Origin of the sequence: Bradyrhizobium guangdongense (genome assembly GCF_004114975.1) — a bacterium.
Classification (GTDB): domain Bacteria; phylum Pseudomonadota; class Alphaproteobacteria; order Rhizobiales; family Xanthobacteraceae; genus Bradyrhizobium; species Bradyrhizobium guangdongense.
In genome coordinates this window covers 3,275,912-3,302,388 of record NZ_CP030051.1, presented here as the reverse complement: position 1 = coordinate 3,302,388, position 26,477 = coordinate 3,275,912, and the positions used below count along the sequence as shown (strand labels likewise).

At 64.8% G+C, this 26,477-nt stretch carries 25 protein-coding genes and 1 tRNA gene; 17 read left to right on the top strand and 9 right to left on the bottom strand.

Translation table 11 applies throughout. The annotated features are described in order from the left end of the window. Positions 1–6 precede the first annotated feature (6 nt). The 3 genes from X265_RS15670 to cysE form a co-directional block, all read right to left on the bottom strand. Positions 7–1,212: an FAD-binding domain gene (locus X265_RS15670; protein ID WP_128965627.1), complete on the bottom strand. Its 1,206-nt coding sequence runs from the start codon at positions 1,210–1,212 to the stop codon at positions 7–9. Positions 1,213–1,308: 96 nt separating this feature from the next. After that, a complete protein-coding gene (locus X265_RS15665) occupies positions 1,309–1,527 on the bottom strand; it encodes a DUF3126 family protein (protein ID WP_007602550.1) in 219 nt (72 codons plus the stop codon). 122 nt (positions 1,528–1,649) lie between these two features. Then, complete coding sequence (cysE, locus tag X265_RS15660; protein WP_164938614.1) at positions 1,650–2,474, bottom strand: serine O-acetyltransferase; 825 nt, start codon at positions 2,472–2,474, stop codon at positions 1,650–1,652. A 274-nt stretch (positions 2,475–2,748) separates the two neighbouring features. Between cysE and X265_RS15655 the strand changes: the two genes are divergently transcribed. Continuing rightward, complete coding sequence (locus tag X265_RS15655; RefSeq protein WP_164938613.1) at positions 2,749–4,107, top strand: hypothetical protein; 1,359 nt, start codon at positions 2,749–2,751, stop codon at positions 4,105–4,107. 43 nt (positions 4,108–4,150) lie between these two features. Here the strand turns inward: X265_RS15655 and X265_RS15650 are convergent, their stop codons facing one another. Next, entirely contained in the window at positions 4,151–4,564 is a 414-nt protein-coding gene (locus X265_RS15650; protein WP_128965625.1) for a hypothetical protein, read from the bottom strand. 105 nt (positions 4,565–4,669) lie between these two features. Here X265_RS15650 and X265_RS15645 point away from each other — a divergent pair, with 105 nt between their 5' ends. Further along, positions 4,670–5,605: a LysR family transcriptional regulator gene (locus X265_RS15645; protein WP_128965624.1), complete on the top strand. Its 936-nt coding sequence runs from the start codon at positions 4,670–4,672 to the stop codon at positions 5,603–5,605. A gap of 166 nt (positions 5,606–5,771) precedes the next feature. Here X265_RS15645 and X265_RS15640 read toward each other — a convergent pair whose 3' ends face one another. Both X265_RS15640 and X265_RS15635 read right to left on the bottom strand, forming a co-directional pair. Continuing rightward, on the bottom strand, positions 5,772–6,542 hold the full coding sequence (locus X265_RS15640; RefSeq protein ID WP_128965623.1) for an alpha/beta fold hydrolase: 771 nt from the start codon (positions 6,540–6,542) through the stop codon (positions 5,772–5,774). Positions 6,543–6,655: 113 nt separating this feature from the next. Then, positions 6,656–7,792 (bottom strand): hypothetical protein, encoded by a 1,137-nt coding sequence (locus X265_RS15635; protein ID WP_128965622.1) that lies wholly within the window; start codon positions 7,790–7,792, stop codon positions 6,656–6,658. A gap of 307 nt (positions 7,793–8,099) precedes the next feature. On the opposite strand from X265_RS15635, the gene X265_RS15630 reads away from it, so the two are divergent. Both X265_RS15630 and X265_RS15625 read left to right on the top strand, forming a co-directional pair. Beyond that, a complete protein-coding gene (locus X265_RS15630; RefSeq protein WP_007602543.1) occupies positions 8,100–8,345 on the top strand; it encodes a zinc-finger domain-containing protein in 246 nt (81 codons plus the stop codon). A gap of 19 nt (positions 8,346–8,364) precedes the next feature. Beyond that, on the top strand, positions 8,365–9,567 hold the full coding sequence (locus X265_RS15625; RefSeq protein ID WP_128965621.1) for an FAD-dependent monooxygenase: 1,203 nt from the start codon (positions 8,365–8,367) through the stop codon (positions 9,565–9,567). An 18-nt stretch (positions 9,568–9,585) separates the two neighbouring features. On the opposite strand, the gene X265_RS15620 is transcribed toward X265_RS15625, so the two are convergent. Next, positions 9,586–9,996 carry a twin-arginine translocation pathway signal gene (locus X265_RS15620; protein ID WP_128965620.1) on the bottom strand — a complete coding sequence of 137 codons (411 nt, stop codon included), beginning with the start codon at positions 9,994–9,996 and terminating at the stop codon, positions 9,586–9,588. Between the two features lie 168 nt (positions 9,997–10,164). Here X265_RS15620 and X265_RS15615 point away from each other — a divergent pair. The 6 genes from X265_RS15615 to X265_RS40475 all read left to right on the top strand — a co-directional run bounded on the left by X265_RS15615 (position 10,165) and on the right by X265_RS40475 (position 13,244). After that, positions 10,165–10,253: transfer RNA gene (locus tag X265_RS15615), tRNA-Leu, on the top strand. Then, positions 10,211–10,435: a hypothetical protein gene (locus X265_RS40490; protein ID WP_164938612.1), complete on the top strand. Its 225-nt coding sequence runs from the start codon at positions 10,211–10,213 to the stop codon at positions 10,433–10,435. The genes X265_RS15615 and X265_RS40490 overlap by 43 nt, the downstream gene beginning before the upstream one ends. Positions 10,436–10,530: 95 nt before the next feature. Continuing rightward, positions 10,531–11,172, top strand: coding sequence for a hypothetical protein (locus X265_RS42085; protein WP_194417921.1), 642 nt, complete (start codon positions 10,531–10,533; stop codon positions 11,170–11,172). A 42-nt stretch (positions 11,173–11,214) separates the two neighbouring features. Then, positions 11,215–11,517 carry a hypothetical protein gene (locus tag X265_RS40480; protein ID WP_164938610.1) on the top strand — a complete coding sequence of 101 codons (303 nt, stop codon included), beginning with the start codon at positions 11,215–11,217 and terminating at the stop codon, positions 11,515–11,517. Between the two features lie 282 nt (positions 11,518–11,799). Further along, positions 11,800–13,050, top strand: a complete 1,251-nt coding sequence (locus X265_RS15605; protein WP_128965619.1) for a multidrug effflux MFS transporter — start codon at positions 11,800–11,802, stop codon at positions 13,048–13,050. A 53-nt stretch (positions 13,051–13,103) separates the two neighbouring features. Beyond that, entirely contained in the window at positions 13,104–13,244 is a 141-nt protein-coding gene (locus tag X265_RS40475) for a hypothetical protein (protein WP_164938609.1), read from the top strand. 10 nt (positions 13,245–13,254) lie between these two features. Here the strand turns inward: X265_RS40475 and X265_RS15600 are convergent, their stop codons facing one another. Continuing rightward, complete coding sequence (locus tag X265_RS15600; RefSeq protein ID WP_128969281.1) at positions 13,255–14,850, bottom strand: glycosyltransferase family 39 protein; 1,596 nt, start codon at positions 14,848–14,850, stop codon at positions 13,255–13,257. Between the two features lie 246 nt (positions 14,851–15,096). After that, positions 15,097–16,707: an ABC transporter substrate-binding protein gene (locus X265_RS15595; RefSeq protein WP_128965618.1), complete on the bottom strand. Its 1,611-nt coding sequence runs from the start codon at positions 16,705–16,707 to the stop codon at positions 15,097–15,099. 268 nt (positions 16,708–16,975) lie between these two features. Here X265_RS15595 and X265_RS15590 point away from each other — a divergent pair, with 268 nt between their 5' ends. From X265_RS15590 to X265_RS15560, 7 genes are all read left to right on the top strand, one after another. Continuing rightward, complete coding sequence (locus X265_RS15590; protein ID WP_128965617.1) at positions 16,976–18,106, top strand: M20/M25/M40 family metallo-hydrolase; 1,131 nt, start codon at positions 16,976–16,978, stop codon at positions 18,104–18,106. A 260-nt stretch (positions 18,107–18,366) separates the two neighbouring features. Next, positions 18,367–19,308 (top strand): ABC transporter permease, encoded by a 942-nt coding sequence (locus X265_RS15585; RefSeq protein WP_164938608.1) that lies wholly within the window; start codon positions 18,367–18,369, stop codon positions 19,306–19,308. A gap of 17 nt (positions 19,309–19,325) precedes the next feature. After that, on the top strand, positions 19,326–20,213 hold the full coding sequence (locus X265_RS15580) for an ABC transporter permease (RefSeq protein WP_128965616.1): 888 nt from the start codon (positions 19,326–19,328) through the stop codon (positions 20,211–20,213). 151 nt (positions 20,214–20,364) lie between these two features. Continuing rightward, positions 20,365–22,017: an ABC transporter ATP-binding protein gene (locus X265_RS15575; protein ID WP_128965615.1), complete on the top strand. Its 1,653-nt coding sequence runs from the start codon at positions 20,365–20,367 to the stop codon at positions 22,015–22,017. A 215-nt stretch (positions 22,018–22,232) separates the two neighbouring features. After that, a complete protein-coding gene (locus X265_RS15570; protein ID WP_128965614.1) occupies positions 22,233–23,738 on the top strand; it encodes a M81 family metallopeptidase in 1,506 nt (501 codons plus the stop codon). Positions 23,739–23,751: 13 nt separating this feature from the next. Then, positions 23,752–24,915 carry a M20 aminoacylase family protein gene (locus tag X265_RS15565; protein WP_128965613.1) on the top strand — a complete coding sequence of 388 codons (1,164 nt, stop codon included), beginning with the start codon at positions 23,752–23,754 and terminating at the stop codon, positions 24,913–24,915. A 2-nt stretch (positions 24,916–24,917) separates the two neighbouring features. Next, the gene (locus X265_RS15560) at positions 24,918–26,336 is read left to right on the top strand and encodes an amidase (protein WP_128965612.1); all 1,419 of its coding nucleotides are present in this window, start codon (positions 24,918–24,920) and stop codon (positions 26,334–26,336) included. The last annotated feature ends 141 nt before the right edge of the window (positions 26,337–26,477 follow it).

Genomic DNA, 26,477 nt, shown 5'->3' with positions numbered 1-26,477 from the left:
GCCGGCTCAGGCGCTCGCCGTATCGTGCCGGTCCCAGCGATAGTCCGGCAGGTCCAGCCTGTCCGTGATGTCACGACCGACCATGAGTCTCGCCGCGCCCGGCCATGAGCAGGCCCTGACGACCTGATTTCGAAACCACAGACCATAGGAGGTCCTCGGCGCGAAGGCCGCGGCGAAGCGCGCCGCTCCGCGCTGCTTGGCTTCGATGTAACTGCGAAGCCGCGCCTCGTAGGCGTTAAAAGCATCCCGGTAGCACCCGTCGGCACGGGCGAGTTCACCCGCAAGCACATAGGCCGAGATCATGGCCAACGCCGAGCCCTGCCCGGCCACCAGCGACACGCAGAAGGCTGCATCGCCAATCAGAGCGATGCGGCCCTTTGACCAAATGTCCATTTTGATCTGGCTGACGCGGTCGAAATAGAGATCATCACAGCGATCGAGCGCGGAAGCGATTTGTGGCCACTCCCATCGCGCGCCGCGATAGACTTCGCGCAGCCTTGCCTTCTGATCGGCAAGCGTCGCGGGCCACAAGCCGGTGTCGTCGGCGAAGATGAAAAGGAACAGCGTTCGGCCGCCATGCAGGGCAAAGCGCCCGATCATGCGGCCCCGCTCGGTGTACATGAGATAAGTATTCTCGTCGCGCCGGTCGTAATCATGAATCTCGATCGCGGCGACGCCGTAGCCGAGATGACGCTCGAAAGCCGATTGCGGGCCGAAAGCAAGACGCCGCACCGACGAATGCAGTCCGTCGGCCCCGACCACGAGATCGAAGCGGCGCTCTCCACCACGCAGCAAGCGAACCCCGACGTGATCGGCTCGCTCCTCGAGCGCGACGATCTCGTCATCGAAGATGACCTCCGTCGAAGCGCTGATCTTGTCGTAGAGCAGGCGCGACAGATCGCTTCGCGCCAAGGTGATGAAACGCCCGCCCGTGAGCTCGTCGAACACGCGGGTGCCGAAACCGGCAACGCGCCGTCCGTCATCGCCGACGATGCGCAGGTCGCGCACATGGTAACCGGCACGGTCAATCGCCGGCAGCAGCCCCATGCGTTCGGCGATGTCGTAACCCAGTCCCCAGAAATCGATGACATAGCCGCCGCGACGGAGCGCGGGCGCGCGCTCGACCAGCGTCGGCACGTAGCCGGCGCGCTCGAGCCAATAGGCCAAGGTCGGCCCTGCGATCCCCGCCCCGGAGATCAGCACAGTCTTCATGAGGAGAATATGGGAGCTGCGGCGATCGATTGCACCGCCGCTCAACCACAAAATGGTGACGTCGGAAGTTCCGCGTCACCGGGCCGGTCGGCCGACCTATTCCTGGTCGACCAGATCGTCCTCGAGTATCGCCATCTGGAATTGGAACGAGCGATCATCGTCCTCGTCGTCGACGAACAGAACGCCGATGAACTCCTCGCCGATATAGACCTCGGCAGAATCGTCCTTCTTCGGCCGCGGCACGACGCGGATCTTGGGATTGCCGAACACGCGCTTCAGATACGCATCCAGTTTTCTGACTTCTTTGACGTCCACGGCAAGTCTCCGATCGAAATTTGGTCGGCGGGTTTTAGGACGAGACGCGACGAACCGCCAGCATCAATTGCCAAAGAATTTGGGGACGACAAGGCCGGAAAATCCGGCCCTTTCCTGCGAACTCAAAGCCCCATCGCGTTGATCATCTGGTCCATGGTGCGCGACGGCTCGGCGCAGCCAGCCTCGCCGACGATCTTGGCCGGCACGCCCGCGACGGTGACGTTGTGCGGCACCGGCTTCACCACGACCGAGCCGGCCGCGATGCGCGCGCAATGACCGATCTCGATGTTGCCGAGGATCTTGGCGCCGGCGCCGATCAGCACGCCATGACGAATCTTCGGATGGCGGTCCTCGTTCTCCTTGCCGGTGCCGCCGAGCGTGACGCCGTGCAGGATCGAGACGTCGTCCTCGATGACAGCGGTCTCACCGCAGACGAAGCCGGTGGCGTGGTCGAGGAAGATGCCGCGGCCGATGCGCGCGGCGGGATTGATGTCGGTCTGGAACACCGCGGAGGCGCGGCTCTGCAGGTAAAAAGCAAAATCCTTGCGGCCCTTGAGATAGAGCCAATGCGCCAGCCGATGGGTCTGGATGGCGTGAAAGCCCTTGAAGTAGAGCAAGGGATCGATGAATCGCGAGGTCGCGGGATCGCGGTCATAGACGGCGACGAGATCCGCACGGAAGGCGTTCCCGAGATCGGGTTCGTCGCGCAGCGCGTCCATGTAGGCTTGGCGCACGAGATCGCCTGACAAGGCGGAATGGTCGAGCCGCTCGGCGACTCGGTGGACCACCGAGTCTTCCAGTCGGCCGTGATGCAGCACCGCCGAATAAATGAAGGTCGCAAGCTCCGGCTCGCGGCGGACGATGTCTTCGGCTTCGCCGCGGATCCGGTCCCAGATCGGATCGAGCGTCGCGAGCTTTCCTCCCGGATTGACCTGATGCACTGCCATGAAATCTGCTCTTTCGATTGGGCTGGTTTTATTGGCTTTATAGCACAGTGTAGGCGACAAAGTCCTGACGGGCTTGCCTGAGAGTGAACAGCGCGTTGCCCCAGGAAGTACCCCAACGCCTTGAAACATAACAGGTTCTTCTGGCGCCCCCGACGGCAAGGTCGGCTCAAAATGGTCAGAGTCTCGCCAAATTCAAGCCGGGCGGGGTCAAACTATTGGTGAATTTCATCGCAACCGTTATTGCGGGCATGGTCCGCACGAGGACGGAGCGGTTTTGAGCATCACCACCGATCAATTGCGCGCGCGCGCCGCGCCGACGTTCTGGCTGCGGCTGGCGGCAGTGGCGCTGCCTCTCCTCATGATCGCGCCGGCGTTCTGGAACGGCTATCCGCTGTTGCAATGGGATACCGGCGGCTATCTGGCGCGCTGGTACGAGGGCTATCTCGTCCCCAGCCGCTCCACCGTCTTCGGCATCTACCTGCACTATGGCGAAGGCTTCGGCTTCTGGATCAACCTCGCGGTCCAGTCGCTGGCAACGCTGTGGCTGCTGCAGCTGACGCTGCGCTTGCTCTCCATGATGCAGACCTTCCGCTTCGTCGCGATCAGCCTGGTCCTGATCGTGTCGACCGCCCTGCCCTGGCTCGCGAGCATGCTGCTCACCGACATCTTTGCAGGATTGTCGGTGCTGTCGCTGTTTCTCCTCGTGATCGCGGGCAATCGTATCTCGGGACTGGAGAGGACCTCGCTGTTCGTCTTCACCGCCTTCTCCGCTGCAACCCACAGCGCCACGCTCGGCGTGCTGCTCGGGCTCTGCGTCGTTGGCTGGACCATGCGCCCGTTGCTTCGGCGCCGCCTTCCGATCGCCGGGCTCGCCCAGGGGAGCCTCACGATCGTCGTGGGCGCCCTGATGCTGATCTCGGCCGACCATGCGCTGTCGGGCAAATGGGCCTGGACACCCGGCGGCACCGGCGTCGCTTTCGGCCGCATGATGCAGGACGGCATCGTCGCACGTTTTCTGAACGACCACTGCCCCCGCGAGAACTTCAAGCTCTGCCCCTATCGCAACGAGCTGCCCGCGACCGCCGACGAATTTTTGTGGGGCAAGAGCATGTTCAACACGCTCGGCCGCTTCGAGGGCCTCGATGAGGAGATGGGCTACATCGTCGAGCACTCGCTCGCCGATTATCCTGCGTGGCAGGCCGGCGCGGCGCTGCGGGCGATGGGCCAGCAATTGATCCACGTCGCGACCGGCGAAGGCACCAGCGTCTGGATTCCGCACACCTACGGTATCATCGAGCGCTACATCCCTGCACAAGTGGCGCCGATGCGCGCGGCGCGCCAGCAGCATTGGGGCCTGAATTTCGATTACGTCAACTGGCTGCACGTCCCGGTCGCGCTGATCTCCATGCTGGCGCTGGTCGCGCTGCTCGGACATGCGCTCGCCCATCGCAAGCTGGACGACCTGACGCTGCTGGCGGCGACCGTGACGCTGGCATTGCTCGGCAACGCCTTCATCTGCGGCGTGATCTCGGGACCGCACGACCGCTATGGCGCACGCATGGTGTGGCTGGCGACCTTCGTGGTGCTGATGGCGCTGGCGCGTCGGTTTGGGGACGACAGCAAAGCGCGGTGAGATTGGGATGAAGAGTCATCGCGCCTCCTGATCCTCAATGCGCTCACATGGCCTTGGGGAGCGCGAACAGCCGGAAATCCTCGAGCGCCGCGTGCCGATGGGGGGCGACTTCGCGCCGGTAGGTCTCGGTATCGACGATCGAGCGGAAGGTAGCGAAATCGCCATATTCATTTATCGCCGCTTCGTCCCAGCGTTCGCCTGGCGAGCCGACGAGGCTGGCCAGGACCGGCACGGAAAACATCCGCACCAGCGGCTTACCGGCCGCGAGACGCCGGAATGCCGGCCTATAGCGCTCATTAAAGGCTTCGCGGCCCGAGCAGGGCGCGGCGTCGAATCCGTCCTCGTAACGCGCCTGCGCGCGGTAGCACAGCAGATTGAGCATATAGACCGGCTGGCCGGGAGGAATCGCGCGCTCGGCTGCATCAAGGGCTTGCAGGGTGATTTCGATGAGGTGCATGGGACTTCCCGCATTTTGAGCGCCACATGATGCGCTAACGCTCTGTGTTTAGCCGTTCGCGAATGGCTCTTGTAGTGACCGCATAGCCATGATGATGTGGACTCCATGTCCACAACGACTTTACCTCCCGATCTCTCGCGTCTCCTCGCCTTCGTCCGGGTCGTGGAGGCAGGCTCCTTTGCCGAAGCCGCGCGGCGAGCGGGGACGACCACCTCCGCGATGTCCAAGGCGGTCGCCCGCTTCGAAAAGGCTCGGGGCTTGCGGCTTTTGCATCGCTCCACGCATTCGTTGGCGCTGACCGAAGAGGGCGACAGGCTGATGGCGGCGGGACGCGCGTTGGTCGAGAGTCTCGCCCGTGTCCAATCCGCGCTCGGCGAAGTCGGGCGCGATGATGGCGGACGGGTGTGCGTGACCGCCCCCGCCTCGTTCGCGCGCGCCTGCATCCTGCCGCGACTACCTGCATTCCTGCGGGAGCGGCCGGAAATCGAGATCGAGGTCAAATTCCGCAACGAGATTCTCGATCTCGCGGCGGAAGGGGTCGACGTCGCGATCCGCTCAGGACGCCTCGACCGCGTGCCCGGTCATCAGGCACGGCGGCTTTGCACGTTCTCCTGGATCGCTTGCGCCTCGCCTGCCTATCTGAAGGCGCGCGGCGCGCCGGCGACTCCATACGAGCTTTCCGCGCACGACCACGTCGGCTTCCGGAATCCCGCGAGCGGTCAGATCCTGACCTGGCGCTTTGCCGACCCGCACGGCAAAAGACCCATTCGAGTCACGCCCAAGCCCAAGCACATTTGCGACGACGCGCACGCGTCGCTCGCGTTGATCGCGAATGGGTTTGGGATCGGCTGGGGGCCCGCCTGGCTCGTCGACGAAGACCTTCGCGCGGGCCGGCTGGTCGAAGTGCTTGCGCCCTGGCGCACGTTTGGAGAACCTCTATGGATGTTGCGCACCTCGGACCGCCGCCCGCCCCTGCGCACACAACGCGTCATGTCGTTCCTCACCACGCTTGCCGCCGCGTTCAGCGACAAGGCGGTGTGAAGCAGTAACGGAGATCCATCTCGTCGATGCCAGCGCGATCGGGCGTTAGCCGACGTTCCTATCCCCTTCGAGCTGACTTCTCATCAACACCCTCGGCGGACTCCAGATTTGGACGGTCACCCCGAAGGGAGTGCAGACCCCTTACGATGGCAACGACCTCGTGGCCTCAAGCAACATCACCTCGGCCCCGGCGTGACAGGAAATCGAGAACGCCCGATTTGTAGACCTTGTCGCCGACCGCGCGCATGTGATCGCGGCCGGGAATGTCGAGCACTTCCGAGCCCGGGATGATCGCGCCTAACGCGCTGGCCGAGCCTGCGACGTCGTCGGTCGAGCCGACCGCGATCAGCACCGGCACCTCGATGCGGGCGGCCTCCTCCCTGGTCATGAGATCGCGCGTGCCGCGCAGGCAGGCGGCGAGCGCACGCCGATCCGAGCGGGTCTGGTCCGCAAACGCACGAAACGTGCGGCCGACGGGATCGGTGACGTCATCGAGCGAGGACGCTTCCAGCGCCTTCGCCACGACCTCGCCGGGTCCGGTGCCCTCGATCAGGCCGCCGACGCCGATGCCGCCGAGGATCGCCGAGCGCAGGCGCTGCGGCTCGTTCAGTCCGAGCCAGGCCGCCATCCGCCCCCCCATCGAATAGCCCATGATGTCGGCTTGCGGGATGGCGAGATGATCCATCAGCGCGAGCACATCGCCGGCCATGGTCGGGATCGAGTATTGCGCGGGCTCGTAGAGCTTTGCGCTTTCGCCATGGCCGCGATTGTCGAGCGCGATGACGCGGCGGCCGTTCTTGCGCAGCTCCGAGACCCAGGTCGGATAGACCCAGTTGACGTTCTTGCTCGAGGCAAAGCCGTGCACCAGGATGATCGGATCACCCGCGCCTTCGTCGAGATAGGCCATTTCAACGGGGCCGTTGTGAAAGCTCGGCATCAGCAGTTCCGCAGATTTGAGGGAAAGGTTGATCTTAGAGCATGATCCGGAAAAGTGTGCAGCGGTTTTCCGGCAAGATCATGCTCAAACAATAACCTGAAGCGCGGTGCGCTTTAGGCCGTGGCGGCCGTGTTTGCCAGCGCGGCTTCGGCAACCAGCTGCGCCCGGCGGAGCCGCCGGGCCCGTCTGCGATCGCACCACGCCTGGGTCAGGCGTTCGGTGGTCGCCTTGATCGACGACAGCAGGCCGAACAGCGTCAGTGCCGCGCCGAACAGCCACAGCGTGAGATCGAATGCGCCGCCGACCAGCAGCAGCGCGCCGCGGCCGAGCAGCTTCAGAAGCGCGCGCGTCTTGCCGCCTTGCGCTTCCGCAAGCCGCGCCGCGCGCGCGACATCCTTCGGGCCCTCGGCGATGCGCAAGCTATCCATCGCGCCGCGCGTGCCTGATTTTTCGGCGACGCGCGTGACGTCCTTGCCGAGCCGGACCAGGGCGCCGGCCTTCTCGACGCGGAACGCGGCCTTGATCGCGCTCACGGTCTCGCCCGGCCGCAGCACCGAGCCCGAGGCGACGGCGTTCTGAAGCATCGGCGTGTCGACCACTTCGCGCGCCGACCGGCCGGCCCACGCGGCGAGTCCTTCGCCGAGCCGCCCGACCTTGCGGGCGTCCTTCACCAGCGTCAGCCCGGCACGGACCGGCGCCGCGCCTCCGGCGGACAGATAGGTCACCGCCGTGACCGCGAGGCCGGCAGTTGCGAGGCCGAGCACGAGGCGATCGGTGTCCTCGCCCATGGCGAGGTGCTTGCTCTCGCGCACGACGTCCCTGATATCGCCGATCACGAAAAGATCGCCGGCGACGGTTCCGGAGAGACTCGCGACATCGTCGGCATTGCCGGTGACGAGCCCGGTGGCAAAGCGCTTGGCGAATTGCGAGGTGGAATTCTCCGCCTTGACCGCATCGCCGACCCGGCTCAGCAGATCGTCGGGCAGCGCGATGTTGCGGTCACGCGCGAGCGCGACGAAGCTGTCGGCGAGATCGGCATCGCCGGCCTTGAGCGCGGCTTCGATGTTGTCCTGAACCAGGTGCTCGTCTTTGGCGAGAGCCGCATCGAGCTTGAGTTCGGACAGCGCCGCCGGATCGTCCTGCGCGGCGAGGACAGCGCCGGCCTCGCGGGCATGCGGCGCTACCTGCGCGAGCACAAGGCTGCATGCAGCAATCCCGGTCAACGCCGAACTGATTCGCAGCCACTTCATGCTGGAAGCCTGGACATTCGCTGCATCATGTGTGCCCGATGGTTCGTCTTTCGTCGCAATTTGCGCGTGTCCACAGACATAGTATGCCAAAATTGCGACACAACGTCCCCGACGAAAGAAGGGCTTCTCTGAGGCGACAAGATTGTGTCGAATTTGCATGAGCAAATGAGCATGGGGCAATTGCGAACCTTTCGGTTCCGGCGGGCTAGCAATCACAAGCACCCATCAGTATGGTCCGCGGCGTCGAAATTATGCCGCGTCACTGCTGATTGTGTCTGCTGCCATTGCCACTCCAGGATGAACTACGATGTCCGACCATGTCGTCCCGCACTTCCATAACGATGCCGGTGTTCCCGTCATCGAGATCGGCTCGCAAGAGTTCATGTGCGTCGGCGCCAATCCTCCGTTCGATCATCCGCACGTGTTCCTGGATCTCGGCAACGACAACGAGATCATCTGCCCGTACTGCTCGACGCTGTACCGCTTCGCCGCCGATCTGAAGGCGGGCGAGGCCCGTCCGCCGGAATGTGTCTTGAAGGACAAGGTGGCCTGACCGTTTAATTCGGTCAGGAATGGCCCTCCCGCGCACGATCGTCATTGCCGGCGCCGGCATCGGAGGACTGACGGCTGCGCTTGCGCTGGCGCAGCGCGGTTTCCGCATCGTCGTGCTGGAAAAGGCCGAGCGGCTCGAGGAAGTCGGAGCCGGCCTGCAACTCTCCCCCAATGCGAGCCGCGTGCTGGTCGAGCTCGGCCTCACCGAGCGGCTCAAGCTCCGTGCCGTCGTTCCGGAAGCGGTCTCGATCATGAGCGCGCGCGCCGGCGGCGAACTCTTGCGCATGCCGCTCGGCGAAGCGGCGTCCGCGCGCGCCGGTGCCCCCTATTGGGTGGTGCATCGCGCCGATCTGCAATCGGCGCTGTCAGGCGCGGTGGCAGACCATCCCGATATCGATCTGAAGCTGGGTGCGACCTTCGAGGATGTCGCCCCCCACGCCAGGGGACTGACGGTGGTCCATCGCAGCGGCACGATCCGGCGCAGCGATCTCGCCAGCGCGCTGATCGGCGCCGATGGCATCTGGTCGACAGTCCGCCAGCATTTGTTCTCCGCGGTGCAGCCGCGCTTCTCCGGCCTGATCGCCTGGCGCGGCACGCTCGAGGCCACCCAGCTGCCAAAGGAGCACACCGCGCGGCGGGTGCAGCTCTGGATGGGCCCCAACGCCCATCTCGTTGCCTACCCGATTGCGGGCGGCCGCCAGATCAACGTCGTGGCGGTGTTGCCGGGCAGCTGGAACAGGCCGGGCTGGAGCACGGCAGGCGATCCTGCCGAGGTGATGGCGGCCTTCGCTCCGCCGCGCTGGCCGCAGGCCGCGCGGATGATGCTGGCAAGCGTCGACAGCTGGCGCAAATGGGCGCTGTTCGGCGTGCCCGACGGCTGCCCCTGGAGCAAGGGTCCGATCGCGCTGCTTGGCGATGCCGTGCATGCGATGCTGCCGTTCGCCGCGCAAGGCGCCGGCATGGCGATCGAGGATGCCGCCGTGCTGGCCCGGCATCTGAGCCTCGAGACCGCCGAGGACGCAGGCAGCGTCGCGGCCGCGCTGAAGCAATATGGCCTGATGCGTCAGGCCCGCGTCAGGAAAGTGCAGCGGACCGCGCGGCAGCAGGGCCGCATCTATCATCTGGGTGGGCCGCTCGCGATCGCGCGCGATCTGTCCATCCGCGCGCTCGGCCCGGACCGCATGCTGGCGCGGCAGGACTGGATCTACGGCTGGCGTCCCTGACGCAAGAGCCGTAGAAATTCAGCGCTTCGGCGCGGGCTTGATGTCCGGCCGCTGCGGCGCAGTCGCTGCCGGCGGTGCATTGGGCGGCGTTTCCCGGCACCTGTTGCGGCGCCAGGCATCTTCCGCCAGCTGGGCCGAGCCGCGGACCGCGACATAATCGTTGCGATAGGCGAGCTCGGAGACCACGGCCCCCCCGGCACCGGTCTCGGCCTTGTCCATCAGCCGCTGCAGATCCGCGGTGCGCGCGGCCAGCGCCTTGCGCTCGGCCTCCAGCTGCTTGCAATCGTACAATTCGTATTTGGCGGGATCGGCAAAGGCCGGCGCGACCGTCTCGGTCATGCTGGCACAGCCGGACAGCGCAAAGCCGGCCGCGCCCAGCGCGGCTACCGCGCAACAGGCGCGCAGGGAAAAGGAAAGCGAAGCGGGCATGGGCAGAAGAATAGTCCCCTGAATTGAGAATGGCTAAAGCAGAGCCAGATGTCCGGATTGAGGCTTTGCCTTGTGCCTCCGGCTCGCTTAAGGAAGAACCCCGGTCCGGCTCGAACGCCAATTCCAGAGGGCTGGACGCGACTTAAGTGTTTGATCCCGTTGGATCAAGCGGGCATGGCGGAATTGGTAGACGCAAGGGACTTAAAATCCCTCGGTGCGCAAGCGCTGTGCCGGTTCGACCCCGGCTGCCCGCACCACGTTCTCCGATGCCTGCGCCCGCAGCATGATCCAGAAGCACATCAGCGCGACCGTGATCAGGATGAAATTGCCTTCGATCGACATTCCCGTGAACGAGACCAGCGTGGGCACGGCGACGCCGATAGTGAGGACAGCAGCGAGGGCTGCGGCCGGGAGGTCGACGATCAGGACCGCGCCGTAAACCGCGAGCTCGAAGAAGGCATATTCCTTCAGACGCGGCGAGCAGAGATAGAGGCCGTACATCGTAAGCACGGTGACGCGCATCGCGGCCTGTGGATGATCAATCAGCCAGCGATCGAGCCGTGCCGGCAGCGATCTTCCGATAGGGCCGATCGCGCGCAGCAGCGACCCGCCGAGCGGCGCGAGCACAAGGGCGATTGCGCTCAGCGCATAGATTGCGAACACCAGCGGCTTGCTGTCGGGAAGACCGGCATGGTCCACGATACTCTGCGCCAGCAGCAGCAGCGACGGATTGGTTTCCTCGATCTGGACCGAATGCTGGCCGGGGATGCCGCCCGTGATCGCCAGCAACCAGCTCGAGAACAGATCTGGATAGAAGACGACCGAGGCCAGAAGCGGCAGCGCAAAGCCCAGGCCCGCCACCGCCAACAGAGCGAGCTTCTGCCGCCGCGGCACTGGCAGCAGATAGAGCGCGGCCAGCACCGGACAGAACACCAGCTTGAACGACATCACGAGGCCGAGCAGCGCCGCCCCTGCGAGTCGAGGGACATCGTGTCGATCGTCGCGCTTTGCGGAGCGAAGCAGAAGCGCAAGTGCCGCGGCCGCGAGGCCGCCGCCGAGGATCGCGAAATTGCCCGAGGCCAACACCCATTCGAAGCCGACGAACGCGCCGAAGGTGAAAAGTCCCCTGAGCGCCACGTCGCGCAAATTGTGCGGCCGGCCGATCCCGGGCAGTAGCAGGCTGCACAACACGGCAAGGACGAGATAGACGCCGCGATAGTGACCGACCAGAAAGCCGCCCGCACACAATGGACGGAAAGCGTCCAGCGTCGCCGGGAGATATGGATAAGAGAGCTTGGTGCCCTTCAAATTCTTCACGAAATAGGGATCGAGGCCGTCGGCGTGCGCATCCACGGCCGCGCAATTGACGCGGACGTCCCAGCCGTAATTGATGTCGATTGCAGTATCGTTGGCGAGATTGATGAACACCAGGAACGCCACCAGCACGATCAGGCCGGCAAGCCAGACGTTGCGTCCCCCGGCCATATCGGCCGCGGGCCGTGGCCATTGTGCTGTCCCTGACATGTCCGACACGTCTGATCCCCTGCCCGTCCCGAGTTCCTCGACGCCTCCGCGGCATCCAGTCAGCGCCCACACTGGACAAGATGGGTTGCGGATTCATCTCCCCGGTCTGGCGCCCCCGATCGTATGGTGAATCCCCGGTTTCTGACCGCGCCGAAAGAAGACGATCCCACGAAGCCGGCGCCGCAAGGCTTGTGCTCCGCCTGACAGCCATCCCGAAACATGGGTTGTGCAATGCAATATGAGCATGAGATAGGGCCTCTGAAATCAGAGGTAAGCTGCTTGTCCGACGTCAATGCCGACGACTGGGTGTCCGCGGGACACCGCCCCATGGGTTTTCCCGAATTCGTTGTCGTGATCGCATCCATCATGGCGCTGAACCCGCTCGCCATGGACATGATGCTGCCGGCACTGCCCGACATCGGGCGGGCCTTCAGCATCGCCAACGCCAATCATCTCCAGCTCGTGCTGTCGACCTTCCTGATCGGCTTCGGCGCGGGCCAGTTCGTCATGGGCCCGTTGTCGGACCGGTTCGGACGCCGGCCGGTGCTCTTAGGCGGCATGGCCGTCTACGCGGTGGCGGGCGTGCTGGCCGTCGCGGCGCCCTCGTTCGAGACGCTGCTGCTCGCCCGCGCGCTCCAGGGCCTCGGCACTTCGGCGACGCGCGTGATCGCGACCTCGATCGTGCGCGACTGTTATGCCGGCCGCCGCATGGCGAGCGTGATGTCGCTGGCCATGATGATCTTCATCGCCGTGCCCGTGATCGCGCCCTCGTTCGGACAGGCCGTGCTGCTGGTCACGCAATGGCGCGGCATCTTCGTCGTGCTGATGCTCTACGGCGTTCTGGCGCTGGCCTGGAGCGTGCTGCGGCTGCCCGAAACGCTTCCCGAGTCCGAACGCAGGTCGCTTGCGCCCGCCGACGTGCTGTCGGCCTTCCGGCAGACCATCACCAACCGCCAGACCCTCGGCTATGCGACGGCGGCCGGCAGCGTGATCGGCGCGCTGTTTGCTTTCGTATTCTCGGCCCAGCAGGTGTTCACCGGCATCTATCATCTCGGCCATTACTTCCCGCTGGCCTTTGCCGCGATCGCGGCCGGCACCGCGGTGGCCGGCTTCCTCAACGCGAAGCTGGTCGGGCGGCTCGGCATGCGCGTGATCTCGCACGGTGCGCTGACGCTCTATGCGCTGGTGGCCGGCGTGATGTTGCTGAGCGAGATTCTCGGCGTGTTGCCGCTCCCGCTGTTCATGGTGCTGTCGGCGCTGATGATGTTCTCGTTCGGCATGATGGTCGCCAATTTCACCGCGCTCGCGATGGAGCCGCAAGGCCACATCGCCGGCACCGCCTCCTCGCTCTACGGCTCGATCACGACGCTGATCGGCATCGCGGTCGGCACGGCGATCGGCCAGAGTTTCGACGGCACGCTGCTGCCCTTCTCGGTCGGCTTCTTCCTGTCGACGCTTGCCGCGCTCGCGATCGTGCTCGTCGTGGAGAAGGGCCGGCTGTTCAAGCCGCACCATCGCCCGATCGCGTGAGGAACTTCGCTGGCCCCTCGATGTTGTCGTGCAGCAATTCGAGAGGCGGCCCAATGGAACCACAGCACCAGGACGAAGCTCGCGAGCAGGATCCGCACCACACCGAGCGGCCGGCATCGCCCGCCGCGCACGCGGATTTCAACCTGCCCTTTGCGAGCGAAGGGCTCGAGCAGGTCCGCGACAGCCATTGCTGAGGAGAGGTCCCTACTCCGGACTGCGCTTGCTGGCGCTGAAATCCTGCGCCGCACTTCTGGGCGGTGCGCCGTTCGCCTGCGGCGGCACCAGCAGCATGATCACTTTTCGGCTCACGCCGGGCCGGCCCCAGAGCGATGCCCGCACGGTGAATTCCCGCCTGACAAAATGTCCGGCGCGGGCCGACACCCATTCCATCCAGCGGCCGCAATAATCCTGGCCCTCGAAACACAACGCGGCCCAGCCGCGGTCGAGCGTCGCCTTGCGCGGCAATCCCCAATGATATTGATGCTCGAACGGCCGCGCATAGTGCGGATGATCGGGGCTGTAGAACGCGGTGGCGAAAGCGAGTGAATCGTCGCCACTGACGGCGCCGAGCGGCTCGCCGGTCTCCTCATGCCATTGTCGGGTCAGCTCGCTTGCGGCCTGCGCGTAGAAATTCCGCCCCTCTTCGTAGCCGTCGATGTTGCGATAGACGGCGTGGATGGGGGCCGCGACCAGGACGGAGACGAGCGCAACGCCCATGACGATGATCGTGGCATTGACGGTGTAAAAGCGTTCGATCGGATAGCGCGCGCCGCAGACGACGAGCACGACGAACAGAAACAGCCCCTGCAACGCCCATAGCGACGGCAGATCCGTGCCCATCGCGAGCGACGTCAGCACCGGCAGTGCGATCGTACCGATGGCGACGTAGAAGAGAAGTCGAAGGCCCGGGCTCATCGCGGCGAAATCGGCCGGAAACTGCTTGAGCCGCCGGCCTGCAACGAACACCCAGATCACGCCCGCGACGCTGCTGGCCGCCACCAATCCCAGCAGGAAATTCTTCACTTCACCGAGCGAGCTCACCGCATTGCCGTTGGCGTGGTTCAGTGCGTAAGTGAAGGTCGAGGCGCCCGTGGTCGCCAGCCAGTAGATGTGCGGCGACAGCGTCGCGAGCCCGGTGACGACGGAGATCCACGGCGATGCGGAGGCAAAATAGGCGCGCCGCGCCGGATGCGCGAGCGCGGCAAAGGCAAAGCTCGAGACCAGGAAAATCGAATAATACTTCCCGACCATCGCCAGCGCCGTGGTGCATCCGACCGCGACCGCCCAGAACACGGATCGCGTCTCGAACGCGCGCAGGAAACACCATGTGGCGAGCGGCCAGATCGCGAGCAGCACGGAGTTGGCGTTAAAGCGCTGGGCGTGGAATTGATAGGCCGGCGTCAGCATCAGGAGCAGCAGCACGAGGATGCGCTTGTGCCCGGTCACGAACTGACGGGCGACGCAATCGACGAAGACCAGCGCAAGCCCCGCGTTGACCATCGCCATCAATTGCAGCGACCAGTCGCTGAGCGGGAAGACGGAGGTCCAGCTTGCGGCGATCCAGCCCATCAGCGGCGGATGCTTGGGGTAGCCAAAGGCGAAATTCCGCCCCAGCGTCCAGGCCTCCAGCGTATCAGGATGCAGGCCGCCGCCGGCATAGGCGATGGCGAGATACAGCGTCCAGATCGCAACGAAGCACGCAATGAGGAGCGGAACGGCCCAGCCCGCCTCGACGCCGTCGAGCCAGCGCAGGAAGGGACGGCGCCAACGCGCCGGCGCGCGATCGGACCGTTCGGCCATCGCCTGGAAAGCAAGATCGAGCGGCACAAGAATCAAACCAAAGGGGGGAAAGTAATGCCTGAAGGCGAAACATCTATTTCAGATCGGAAACAAATAGCAATGATTGGAAACTGGAAGAGTTAAAAAGGTTTTCGGCATTTCTCGCCGAGACAGGACGGCAAACGACAGCGGCGCCGCTGATGACAGCGGCGCCGCGTTTTTGTCAGGGCAAAGATGCGCGAGCACCCTTGCCTTCTGCCGAATGTCCTACTCCGACTTGTCGACGTTCCAGAACACCGGGGTCGCCGGACCGTCGAGCACGCCGGTCAGCGACTTCCGCCAGGCGCTCGGCGCCAGGTACTGGCCGAGCGGGATGTAGATCACCTGGTCGTAGGCTTCCTTCTGGATCTCGGTCGCGATCTTCTTCTGATCGTCGAGCGAGGCGGCGCGGACGAAGTCGTCCTTGAGCTTCTCGATCTTGGCATCCTCCGCCCAGCCGAACCAGCCGCCCTTCTTGCCCTGGCCCCCGATCGAGAGATTCGCGATCGGGTTGGACACGTCGGCACTGACCCAGTTGGTGAAAAACATGTTCCAGCCGCCCTCCTTGGGAGATTTCTGGCTGGCGCGCCGGCTCACCACCGTCTGCCAGTCGGTCGCCTGGAGATCGACCTTGAAGCCGGCCTCGCGCAGTTGCTGGGCAGCCACGATCGGCTGGGCCTTGAGTGTGGTGACGTCACCGGGGGCCATGATCACGACCGGGGTGCCGTCATAGCCGGACTCGGCAAGGGCCTTCTTGGCTTCTGCCATGCCGTTGCCCTTCACCAGCGTCTCCGATCCGACGTCGGTTGCAAACGGGGTATCGCAGATGAAGAAGGCGCCGCAGACCTTGTAGTATTTGGGATTGCCGACGAGTGCGTCGAGCACGTCCTTCTGGCTGGTGGCCAGAAGCGCGGCGCGGCGGATCTTCGGATTGTCGAAGGGCGGATGCAGGAAGTTCATGCGGCCCAAGGTCTGGAAGCCGAACTTGTTCAGCGTCTCGACCTTCAGGTCGGGATTGCCCTCGAGGACCGGCAACAGATCCCAGGGCGGATTTTCCATGAAGTCGATGTCGCCCGATTGCAGCGCATTCACCGCGGTCTGCGAATCCGGCATGGTGATCCACTCGACGCGATCGACCTTCACCACCTTGCCGCCCGCAGTCCAGCTCACCGGCTCCTTGCGCGGCACGTAATCGGTGTTCTTGACATAGACCGCCTTCACGCCGGGCTGGAATTCGCCCTGGACGAACTTGAACGGACCGGATCCGATCTGTTCGGGGATCTGCTTGTCCGGCGGCGTCTCGGCGAGACGCTTCGGCATCATGAAGGCGACGCGCGAAGACGGCTTGCCGATCGACTCGAGCACCAGGCCATAGGGCTCTTTCAGCTTCAGCGTGATGGTTTTCGGATCGGTCGCCTCGATGCTCGCAGTGAACTGCATCATCTGCTGGCCCATGCCGTCGACGGCGGCCCAGCGCTTCAGCGAGGCAACGCAGTCCTCCGCGGTCACCGGCGTGCCGTCATGCCATTTCAGGCCGTCGCGCAGCGTGAAGGTATAGGTGAGCTTGTCGTCGGAGATCTTCCAGTCCGCCATCTGCGGCTGGATCTTGAAATTCGCATCCGTCGCGATCAGCGTGTCGTAGACCATGTAGCCATGGTCACGCGTGATGTAGGCGGTGGTGAAGATCGGATCGATGATGCGCAGATCCGAATGCATCACCGCGGTGATGGTCTTGCCGGCCGCAAACACCGGCGAGGCCATCGCCGTCGAAAGCGCGACGACCGACAGCGCAAGTATGGAGGCGAACGCGCGACGCCCCCGGCGCATCAAGCTCAACATAGAAAGTTTCTCCTGACGTGAAACTGTTCAAAGGCAGGTTATTGGTTGAGCATCAGGTTCGTTCTTTGGGCGAACTAACCTCATGCAACGCCTTTATCTTTCGAGACTTGCAGACAGTGTTGAGCGCGTCAATCCGGTTTCGGTGCAGCCCACGGCGTCGTACGCACGGGCTCCACAAAGTTCGGTTTGGCTCTACAACGCTCTCCGCTTGTCCTGCCGGCGCTGATGCAATGCGCGTTCCATCTTTCGAATCCTGGGAGACATCGAGATGAATCCAGCCAATCTTCCCTTCGATTCCGAAACCATGCTCGAGGGCCTGCGCACCTGGGTCGAATGCGAGAGCCCGACCTGGGACGCCGGCGCCGTCAATCGCATGCTCGATATCGCAGCGCGGGATATGGCCGTCATGGGTGCGACCATCGAGCGCATTGCCGGCCGTCAGGGCTTCGGCGGCGTCGTCCGCGCGCGTTTCCCGCACCCCAAGCAGGGCGAACCGGGCATTCTGATCGCCGGACACATGGATACCGTCCACCCGGTCGGCACCATCGAGAAGCTGAAATGGCGGCGCGAGGGCAACAGATGCTACGGTCCCGGCATCTGCGATATGAAGGGCGGCAACTATCTCTCCCTGGAGGCGATCCGCCAGCTGGCACGCGCGTCCTTTACCACGCCCCTGCCGATTACCGTGCTGTTCACGCCGGACGAGGAAGTCGGAACGCCCTCGACGCGCGACATCATCGAGGCGGAAGCCGCGCGCAACAAATACGTGCTGGTGCCCGAGCCCGGTCGCGCCGACAACGGCGTCACCACCGGACGTTACGCCATCGCGCGATTCAATCTGGAAGCGACGGGACGACCGAGCCACGCAGGCGCAACGCTGTCGGCGGGACGGTCGGCCATCCGCGAGATGGCGCGGCAGATTCTCGCGATCGAGGCGATGACGACGGAAGACTGCACCTTCTCCGTCGGAATCGTGCATGGCGGCCAATGGGTCAATTGCGTTGCCACGACCGCCACGGGCGAAGCGCTCTCCATGGCCAAGCGTCAGGCCGATCTCGACCGCGGCGTCGAGCGGATGCTGGCGCTGTCGGGCACGAGCAATGATGTGGCCTTCAAGGTCACGCGCGGAGTGACGCGGCCGGTATGGGAGCCGGACGCCGGCACCATGGCACTGTACGAAAAGGCGCGCGGCATCGCCAAATCGCTCGGCGCGGAATTACCGCATGCGAGTTCCGGCGGCGGCTCCGACGGCAACTTCACCGGCACGATGGGCATCCCGACTCTCGACGGCCTGGGCGTGCGCGGCGGCAATGTCCACACGCTCGAAGAGTATATCGAGGTCGAGAGTCTGGTCGAACGCGGCCGCCTGATGGCGGGACTGTTGGCCACCCTGGAGTGATCGCCAAGTCATTCTGTAGGGCGGGCAAAGGGCACTTGCGCCGTGCCCACCACCTCTCTCCGATCGCACCAAAGGGTGGGCACGCATCCGCCTTCGCTCTTCGAGCTACGGGCGGACAAGCCGCATCGCCCACCTACGAAGACTGGCCGCACTGCAAAAACTGTGACCCTGATGGCACGGGAATTGCTGAAATGTTAGGCTGGTGGCAGAACGGGCGATCACCGCTGCCGCCGATTTGACTCTAATCTGACGGATCCAACTTGCTCGGATATCTCCTTCGCCGAATCTTCGCCGCCGTGCCCGTGATGGGCGTCGTCGCCCTGTTCGTATTCCTGCTGCTACGGCTGACGCCGGGCGATCCCGCCGCGATCCTCGCCGGCGACAATGCGACGCCGGAACGGCTGGAGCGTATCCGCACCTCACTCGGTCTCAACGAGCCCTTGATCGTCCAGTTCATCACCTGGGTGAACAAGCTGCTGCACGGCGATCTCGGCACCTCGCTGATCTCCAACCTGCCGGTCATGAAGATGATCGGCCAGCGCGTCGAGCCGTCGATCTCGATCGCGCTGTCGACCATCATTCTCGCCGTCGTCGTCGCCGTGCCGCTCGGCGTGATCGCGGCCTGGAAGCACGGCACCTGGATCGATCGCTTCGTGATGGGCCTGTCCGTGCTCGGCTTCTCGGTGCCGGTGTTCGTGGTCGGCTATGTCCTGATCGAGGTGTTTGCGATCGACCTGCGCTGGTTGCCGGTGCAGGGCTTCAAGAGCATATCGGCCGGCTTCGGTCCGTTCCTCGAGCGCATCATTCTGCCGACCTGCGCGCTCTCCTTCATCTATATCGCGCTGATCGCGCGCATGACGCGCGCAGCGATGCTCGACGTGCTCGGTGAAGACTACGTGCGAACGGCGCGCGCCAAGGGCATCAACGAGGTCGCCGTGATGATGCGGCATGCGCTGCGCAACGCCGCGGTGCCCGTGATCACCGTGATCGGCACCGGTTTTGCGCTGCTGATCTCCGGCGTCGTCGTCACAGAGAGCGTGTTCAACATCCCCGGCATCGGCCGCCTCACCGTGGATGCGGTGCTGGCGCGCGACTATCCGGTGATCCAGGCGATGATCCTGCTGACCTCGCTGATCTACGTCGTCGTCAACCTTCTGATCGACGTCGCCTATACGCTGCTCGATCCCCGTATCAGGTACTGAGGTAAGGAAGAACAACCATGACGGTCGATAGCCTTCCCCAGTCCTCCATTCCGATCACGTCGCCGCTGCGGCCGCGTCTCGGATTCCTCACCTCGACGCCGATCATCGCGGCGGCCACGATCCTGCTCACGCTGATCGTGGTGATCTCGATCCTAGCGCCGCTGATCGCGCCGCATGATCCGATCCAGCTTGCGCCCTCGCAGCGGCTCAAACCATCGTCCGCGCAGTTCCTGCTCGGCACCGACCCCTATGGCCGTGACCTGTTGTCGCGCGTCATCTATGGCGGCCGCATCTCGCTGCTGATCGGCATCGGTTCGGCGATCTTCTCGATCGCCATCGGGCTTGCGATCGGGCTGGTCTCCGGCTTCTTCAAGCTGGTCGATTCGGTGATGATGCGCATCATGGACGGCCTGATGGCGATGCCGAGCATCCTGCTCGCGATCGCCGTGGTGTCGTTGTCCGGCGCCAGCATCTGGACCGTGCTGATCGCGATCACCATTCCCGAAGTCCCGCGCGTGGCGCGCCTGGTACGCTCGGTCGTGCTGTCCGCCCGCGAGGAGCCTTATGTGGAGGCCGCCATCTCGGTCGGATCGTCGCTGCCCAAGATCATGTGGCGGCACCTGATGCCGAATACGATCGCGCCGCTGATTGTCCAGGGCACCTATGTCTGCGCCTCCGCCATCCTCACCGAGGCCATTCTCTCTTTCCTCGGCGCGGGCATCTCGCCTGAGACGCCGACCTGGGGCAACATCATGGCCGAAGGCCGCCAGTATTTTCAGCTCAAGCCGACGCTGATCTTCTGGCCGGGCCTGTTGCTCTCGATCGCCATCCTCAGCATCAACCTGATCGGCGACGCCGCCCGCGACGCACTCGACCCCCGCATGAAGCAGCGGGAGGGGAAGTGATGCGAGTAGCCCTGACATTCCGGGGCGCGCCCCTTGGCGCGAGCCCGGAATCCATTTCACCTCTTGTGTTGCGGCCCGATGGATTCTCCGGTGCGCAATTGCGCACCGTAGCTCGCGCTGACGCGCGCCCCGGCATGACGAAAGACCTCGCATGACCAAAGACACCATTCTCGACATCAGCAATCTCGTCGTCTCCGTCGGCAAGAAGCCGGGCGGGCCAAAGATCATCGACGGCATTTCGATCCAGGTGCGCGAGGGCGAGACGCTGTGCCTCGTCGGCGAAAGCGGCTCAGGCAAGTCGGTGACCTCGCTCACCACGATGGGCCTCTTGCCAAAGGGCACGCTGGTTCCGACGAGCGGAAGCGTGAAGCTCGTCGGCGAGGAGATCCTCACCGCGACCGACCGCCGCCTGCGCCAGTTGCGCGCGACGAAGATGGCCATGATCTTCCAGGAGCCGATGACCGCGCTCAATCCGGTCGTGCCGGTCGGCCGCCAGATCGACGAAGTCTTGCGCGCCCATACCGACCTCGATGCCAGAGCGCGCAAGAAGCGCATTCTCGACATGATGGAGCAGGTCCACCTGCCCCAGGTCGAGCGCATCTTCGCCTCCTACCCGCACCGCCTCTCCGGCGGCCAGCGCCAGCGCATCATGATCGCGATGGCGCTGGTGCTCGAGCCCAAGCTCCTCATCGCCGACGAGCCGACCACCGCGCTCGACGTCACCACGCAGAAGCAGATTCTGTCCCTGATCCGCGAGCTGCAGCGCGATCATGGCACCGCCGTGCTGTTCATCACCCACGACATGGGCGTGGTCGCCGAGATCGCCGACCGCGTCGCGGTGATGCGGCAGGGCCGCCTGGTCGAAACCGGCCAACTCGAAACCGTGCTGCGCAATCCCAGCATGGATTACACCCGCAACCTGCTCGCCTCCGTCCCGAGCCTGGTGCCGCGGCCGCCGCGCGAGGAGAGCCGCGAGCCGATCGTGCTCGAGGCCAACGAGCTCAGCAAGATCTACAAGGAACGCGCCTTCTTCGGCAAAGGCCGCGAGGTCGTCGCCGCCGACAAGGTGACGCTGACACTGCGCAAGGGCCGCACGCTCGGCATCGTCGGCGAAAGCGGCTCGGGCAAGTCGACGGTGGCGCGCTGCATCGTTCGCCTGATCGATCCGACCTCCGGCGGTGTGCGCCTGTCCGGCCGCGAGATCTCGGACATCTCGCGCCGCCTGCTGCAGCCGCACCGGCAGAAAATCCAGATCGTGTTTCAGGATCCGTACCGCTCGCTCAACCCGCGGGTCAGCGTCGGCGAGAGCATCGCGGAGGGCCCGATCAATTACGGCATATCGCATGCCGACGCGATGAAGCGGGCCCGCGAATTGCTCGAGCTGGTCGGCCTGCCGGCCGACGCAGTGGCGCGCTATCCGCACCAGTTCTCCGGCGGCCAGCGCCAGCGCATCGCCATTGCGCGTGCGCTCGCGCTCGATCCCGACGTGCTGGTGGCGGACGAAGCGGTGTCCGCGCTCGACGTCTCCGTGCAGGCGCAGGTGCTGGACCTGCTGGACGAGATCCAGAAGCGGCTCGGCATCGCCATCCTGTTCATCACCCACGATCTGCGTGTCGCAGCGCAAATCTGCGACGAGGTCGTGGTGATGCAGCACGGGCGCGTCGTCGAACAGGGGCCGGCGGCGGAGGTGTTGACGCACCCGCAGGAGGCCTACACCAGGGCGTTGCTCGATGCGGCCCCCGGCCGCAACTGGGATTTTGCGAATTTCCGGCCGGTGTCGGAGGGCGTGGGGGCGAGCGCGTAGGTCTTCCCTCTCGTCATTGCGAGAGCAGCGAAGCAGTCCAGACTTCCTCCGCGGAAAAGACTCTGGATTGCTTCGCTGTGCTCGCAATGACGGTGTGCGCGGCACACATTCCCAAAACGTCTTGACCCCATGCATTGCGCGATTGCTTCCCGCCTTGCTCTCACTGCAAGGCCATGGCTAATTTCGCGCACCCTTGATTGATCGGACTTGCATTGATGACACGCATCGCCGTCGGCGGCTTCCTGCACGAGACCAACACTTTCGCTCCGACCAAGGCGACCTTCGCCGACTTCCAGCATGGCGGCGGCTGGCCGGCGATGACGGTGGGGACCGACGTTCTCAAGGTGATGCGCGGCATCAATGTCGGGCTGGCCGGTTTCGTCGACAGCGCGGAAGCCAACGGCTGGGAACTCGTTCCGACTATCGCCTGCGGTGCGAGCCCGTCGGCGCATGTCACCGAGGATGCGTTCGAGCGCATCGTGAGGGTGATGATCGACGGCATCGCGGCTGCCGGGCCGATCGACGCCGTCTATCTCGATCTGCACGGCGCCATGGTGACCGAGCATCTCGACGACGGCGAAGGCGAGATCTTGGCGCGCGTGCGCCGCATCATCGGCAAGGATGTTCCGCTGGTCGCAAGCCTCGACCTCCACGCCAACGTGACTCCCGCAATGATGGAACACGCGGACGCGCTGATTGCTTACCGCACCTATCCGCATGTCGACATGGCCGAGACCGGCCGCGCCGCTGCGAAGCATCTTGCCTTGCTCCTGAAGACGAAGCAGCGCCTCGCAAAGTCGTTCCGGCAACTGCCGTTCCTGATCGCGATCAGCTGGCAATGCACCAACGACTTCCCCACCAAGGGCATCTACGAAAAGCTCGCCGCGCTGGAGAGCGATGCGGTTCCAACGCTGTCCTTCGCGCCCGGCTTCCCGGCCGCCGACTTCCGCGACTGCGGGCCGAGCGTGTTCGCCTACGGCCGGACGCAAGACGATGCGGACCGCGCCGCAGAGGCGATCGTCAAGCTGATCGAAAGTCACGAGGACGATTTCGACGGTAAGATCTGGACGCCCGACGACGGCGTGCGCCACGCCATGGAACTTGCGAAGAGCGCGAGCAAGCCGATCATCATCGCCGACACCCAGGACAATCCCGGCGCCGGCGGCGATTCCGACACGACCGGCATGCTGCGCGCGCTGGTGCGCAACAAGGCGAGCGCCGCCACTGGGGCGATCTATGATCCGGAATCCGCCAGGGCCGCGCATGCAGCCGGCGTCGGCGCCACCGTCACGCTCTCGCTCGGCGGCAAATCAGGCATTCCCGGCGACGCGCCCTATCGTGAGACCTTCGTGGTCGAAAACCTCTCCGACGGCCGTTTCATCGCGCCCGGTCCCTACTATGGCGGCCGAGAGATGGAGATGGGCCCCTCCGCGGCCTTGCGCATCGGCGACGTCCGAGTCGTCGTCTCCTCGCACAAGGCACAACTCGCCGACCAGGCGATGTACCGCTATGTCGGCATCGAGCCGACCAGGGAGAAGATCCTGGTCAACAAGAGCTCGGTGCATTTCCGCGCCGATTTCGAACCGATCGCGGAAAAGCTGATGATCTGCGCCGCGCCCGGCGCGATGCCGGCCGATACGGCGTCCCTCCCCTGGACGCGCCTGCGTCCGGGTATCCGCATCAAGCCGAACGGCCCCGCCTTCGATCCTTCTTCACGCTAACCGGACAGGACACATGCCCACCATTGACCGCATCGACGGCTACGCCGACGAACTCACTGCCATCAGGCGCGACCTCCACGCCCATCCCGAGATCGGCTTCGAGGAAGTGCGCACCTCCGGCATCGTCGCCGACAAGCTGACGAGTTGGGGCATCGAGGTGCACCGCGGTCTCGGCGGCACCGGCGTGATCGGCGTCATCAAGGGCAAGGGTTCGGGCAGCAAGCGCATCGGGCTCCGCGCCGACATGGACGCGCTGCCGATGGAAGAGAACACCAATCTGAAATGGTCTTCGAAGATCCCCGGCCGCTTCCACGGCTGCGGTCATGACGGCCACACCACCATGCTGCTCGGCACCGCGCGCTACCTCGCCGAGACCAGGAATTTCGACGGCACCGTGCACCTGATCTTCCAGCCGGCCGAGGAAGGCCTGGGCGGCGCTCGCGCCATGATCAAGGACGGCCTGTTCGAGAAATTTCCGTGCGACGAGCTCTACGGCCTGCACAACGCGCCCGACCTCAACCATGGCGAGATCGCGATCCTGCCCGGCCCCGCGATGGCCAGCGCCGACTTCTTCGACCTCCGCATCACCGGCTACGGCGCACATGGCGCGATGCCCGAGCGCTCCAAGGACGCGGTCGTGATCGCGACCACGCTGGCGCAGGCGATCCAGACCGTCGTCAGCCGCAACGTCGAGCCGCTGCAGGCTGCGGTGGTGTCGATCACCCAGATCCATGCGGGCTCCGCCTACAACGTCATTCCCGGCGACGCGCATCTTTGCGGCACCATCCGCACCTTCTCGAAGGAAGTCCGCACCCTGGTCAGCGAACGCATCCGCACCATCTGCGCCGGCATCGCCAGCGCCTATGAGTGCGCGATCGATGTCGACATCCGCGACACCTTCAACGTGCTGGTCAACCAGGTCGAGCAGTCCAAGGTGGTCGAGGAGGTCGCGCGCACGATCGTCGACCCCGCCAAGGTGATCACCCGCACCCAGCCGAAGATGGGCAGCGAGGACTTTGCCGACATGCTGGAGACAATTCCCGGCGCCTATTTCTGGGTCGGTCATGACGGCTCGGTTCCGGTGCACAATCCCGGCTTCGTGCTCGACGACAAGATCCTGCCGATCGGCGCCAGCATGTTCGCCCGGATCATCGAAACGCGCATGCCGGTAGGCTAGCGATGAAGAAGAGCGTCGAGGAGGCGGTCACCTCGCTGCACGATCTGTCCGCGGTCGATCTGATCGCGGGCTATCGCGCAAAGCAGTTCTCGCCGAGCGAGGTGCTGGAGGATCTGCTCGCGCATGTCGCTGCGTGGGAGCCGCATCTGAAGGCGCTCTATGCGTTCGATCCCGACGGCGCGCGCGAGGCCGCCGAGGCTTCGACGGCGCGCTGGTCCGGCGGCGAACCTTGCGGCGCGCTCGACGGCGTGCCTGTCACGGTCAAGGACAACATCGCGACCAAAGGTGTGCCGGTGCCGCTGGGAGCTGCCAGCGTCAAGCTGGTGCCGGCGGAGAAGGATGCCCCGCCCGCCGCGCGGCTGCGCGAGTCAGGCGCGATCATCTTCGCCAAGACCACCATGCCCGATTACGGCATGCTGTCGTCGGGGCTCTCTTCGTTCCACGCGCTCGCGCGAAATCCCTGGGACCTCACCAAAAATCCCGGCGGCTCCAGCGCCGGTGCGGGCGCCGCGGCCGCAGCCGGCTACGGCCCGCTGCATCTCGGCACCGATATCGGCGGCTCGGTGCGCCTGCCGGCCGGTTGGTGCGGCCTCGTCGGCCTGAAGCCGAGCTTCGGACGCGTGCCGATCGACCCCACCTATGTCGGCCGCGTCGCCGGCCCGATGACCCGCACCGTCGACGACTGCGCGCTGATGATGAGCGTGATCGCAAAGCCCGACAGGCGCGACGGCATGAGCCTGCCCGCCGAGCCGCTGAACTGGAGGGGTCTCGAGAAGTCCCCGCGCAAACTCCGCTTCGGCCTGATGCTCGATCCCGGCTGCGGCCTGGCGCTGGAGAAGCCGGTGCGCGAAGTGGCGGTAAAGGCCGCGAAGGCTTTCGAGTCCGCAGGCGCCGTCGTGACCGAAGTTGACGGCATCCTCACGCGCGAGATGCTTGACGGCCTCGACAATTTCTGGCGCGCGCGGATGTGGGACGATCTGTCCAAGCTGACGCCGGCCGAACAGGCCAAGGTGCTGCCCTACATCTTCAAGTGGGGAGAGTCCGGCGCAAAGCTCTCCGGCGTCGACGTGATCCGCGGCTTCAACCAGACCATGGCGATCCGCGCGGCCGCGTCCAAGCTGTTCTGCGAGCTCGATTACGTGATCTCGCCGACCGCGCCGAACGTGAACTATCCGGCGGATTGGGCCTCGCCGACCAACGATCCCATGAAGCCGTTCGAGCACATCGCCTATACCGTTCCGTGGAATATGTCGGAGAACCCTGCGGTCTCGATCAATGGCGGGTTCGACGCCAAGGGTTTTCCCATCGGCGTGCAGATCGTCGGCCGCCGCTTCGACGATATCGGCGTGCTCGGCATTGCCAAGGCGTTCGAAGGACTGCGCGGAGCGCAGCGGCCCTGGCCGAAGCCGCCGCGCAACTAACTCCGCTCGTCATTCCGGGGCGCCCTCTTGGCGCAAGCCCGGAATCCATTCATCGGCACAAGTGGTGTGGACAAATGGATTCCGGGCTCGCGCTTCGCGCGCCCCGGAATGACGTGCTAGAGAGAACGATGAAGATCAAGG

Bases quoted from the DNA above. Each gene is read 5' to 3' on its own strand.
- X265_RS15670 (WP_128965627.1), bottom strand. From the start codon at position 1,212: ATGAAGACTGTGCTGATCTCCGGGGCGGGGATCGCAGGGCCGACCTTG.
- cysE (WP_164938614.1), bottom strand. From the start codon at position 2,474: ATGGCAGTGCATCAGGTCAATCCGGGAGGAAAGCTCGCGACGCTCGAT.
- X265_RS15650 (WP_128965625.1), bottom strand. From the start codon at position 4,564: ATGCACCTCATCGAAATCACCCTGCAAGCCCTTGATGCAGCCGAGCGC.
- X265_RS15645 (WP_128965624.1), top strand. From the start codon at position 4,670: ATGTCCACAACGACTTTACCTCCCGATCTCTCGCGTCTCCTCGCCTTC.
- X265_RS15640 (WP_128965623.1), bottom strand. From the start codon at position 6,542: ATGCCGAGCTTTCACAACGGCCCCGTTGAAATGGCCTATCTCGACGAA.
- X265_RS15635 (WP_128965622.1), bottom strand. From the start codon at position 7,792: ATGAAGTGGCTGCGAATCAGTTCGGCGTTGACCGGGATTGCTGCATGC.
- X265_RS15630 (WP_007602543.1), top strand. From the start codon at position 8,100: ATGTCCGACCATGTCGTCCCGCACTTCCATAACGATGCCGGTGTTCCC.
- X265_RS15625 (WP_128965621.1), top strand. From the start codon at position 8,365: ATGGCCCTCCCGCGCACGATCGTCATTGCCGGCGCCGGCATCGGAGGA.
- X265_RS15620 (WP_128965620.1), bottom strand. From the start codon at position 9,996: ATGCCCGCTTCGCTTTCCTTTTCCCTGCGCGCCTGTTGCGCGGTAGCC.
- X265_RS42085 (WP_194417921.1), top strand. From the start codon at position 10,531: ATGATCAATCAGCCAGCGATCGAGCCGTGCCGGCAGCGATCTTCCGAT.
- X265_RS40475 (WP_164938609.1), top strand. From the start codon at position 13,104: ATGGAACCACAGCACCAGGACGAAGCTCGCGAGCAGGATCCGCACCAC.
- X265_RS15600 (WP_128969281.1), bottom strand. From the start codon at position 14,850: ATGGCCGAACGGTCCGATCGCGCGCCGGCGCGTTGGCGCCGTCCCTTC.
- X265_RS15595 (WP_128965618.1), bottom strand. From the start codon at position 16,707: ATGTTGAGCTTGATGCGCCGGGGGCGTCGCGCGTTCGCCTCCATACTT.
- X265_RS15590 (WP_128965617.1), top strand. From the start codon at position 16,976: ATGAATCCAGCCAATCTTCCCTTCGATTCCGAAACCATGCTCGAGGGC.
- X265_RS15580 (WP_128965616.1), top strand. From the start codon at position 19,326: ATGACGGTCGATAGCCTTCCCCAGTCCTCCATTCCGATCACGTCGCCG.
- X265_RS15575 (WP_128965615.1), top strand. From the start codon at position 20,365: ATGACCAAAGACACCATTCTCGACATCAGCAATCTCGTCGTCTCCGTC.
- X265_RS15570 (WP_128965614.1), top strand. From the start codon at position 22,233: ATGACACGCATCGCCGTCGGCGGCTTCCTGCACGAGACCAACACTTTC.
- X265_RS15565 (WP_128965613.1), top strand. From the start codon at position 23,752: ATGCCCACCATTGACCGCATCGACGGCTACGCCGACGAACTCACTGCC.
- X265_RS15560 (WP_128965612.1), top strand. From the start codon at position 24,918: ATGAAGAAGAGCGTCGAGGAGGCGGTCACCTCGCTGCACGATCTGTCC.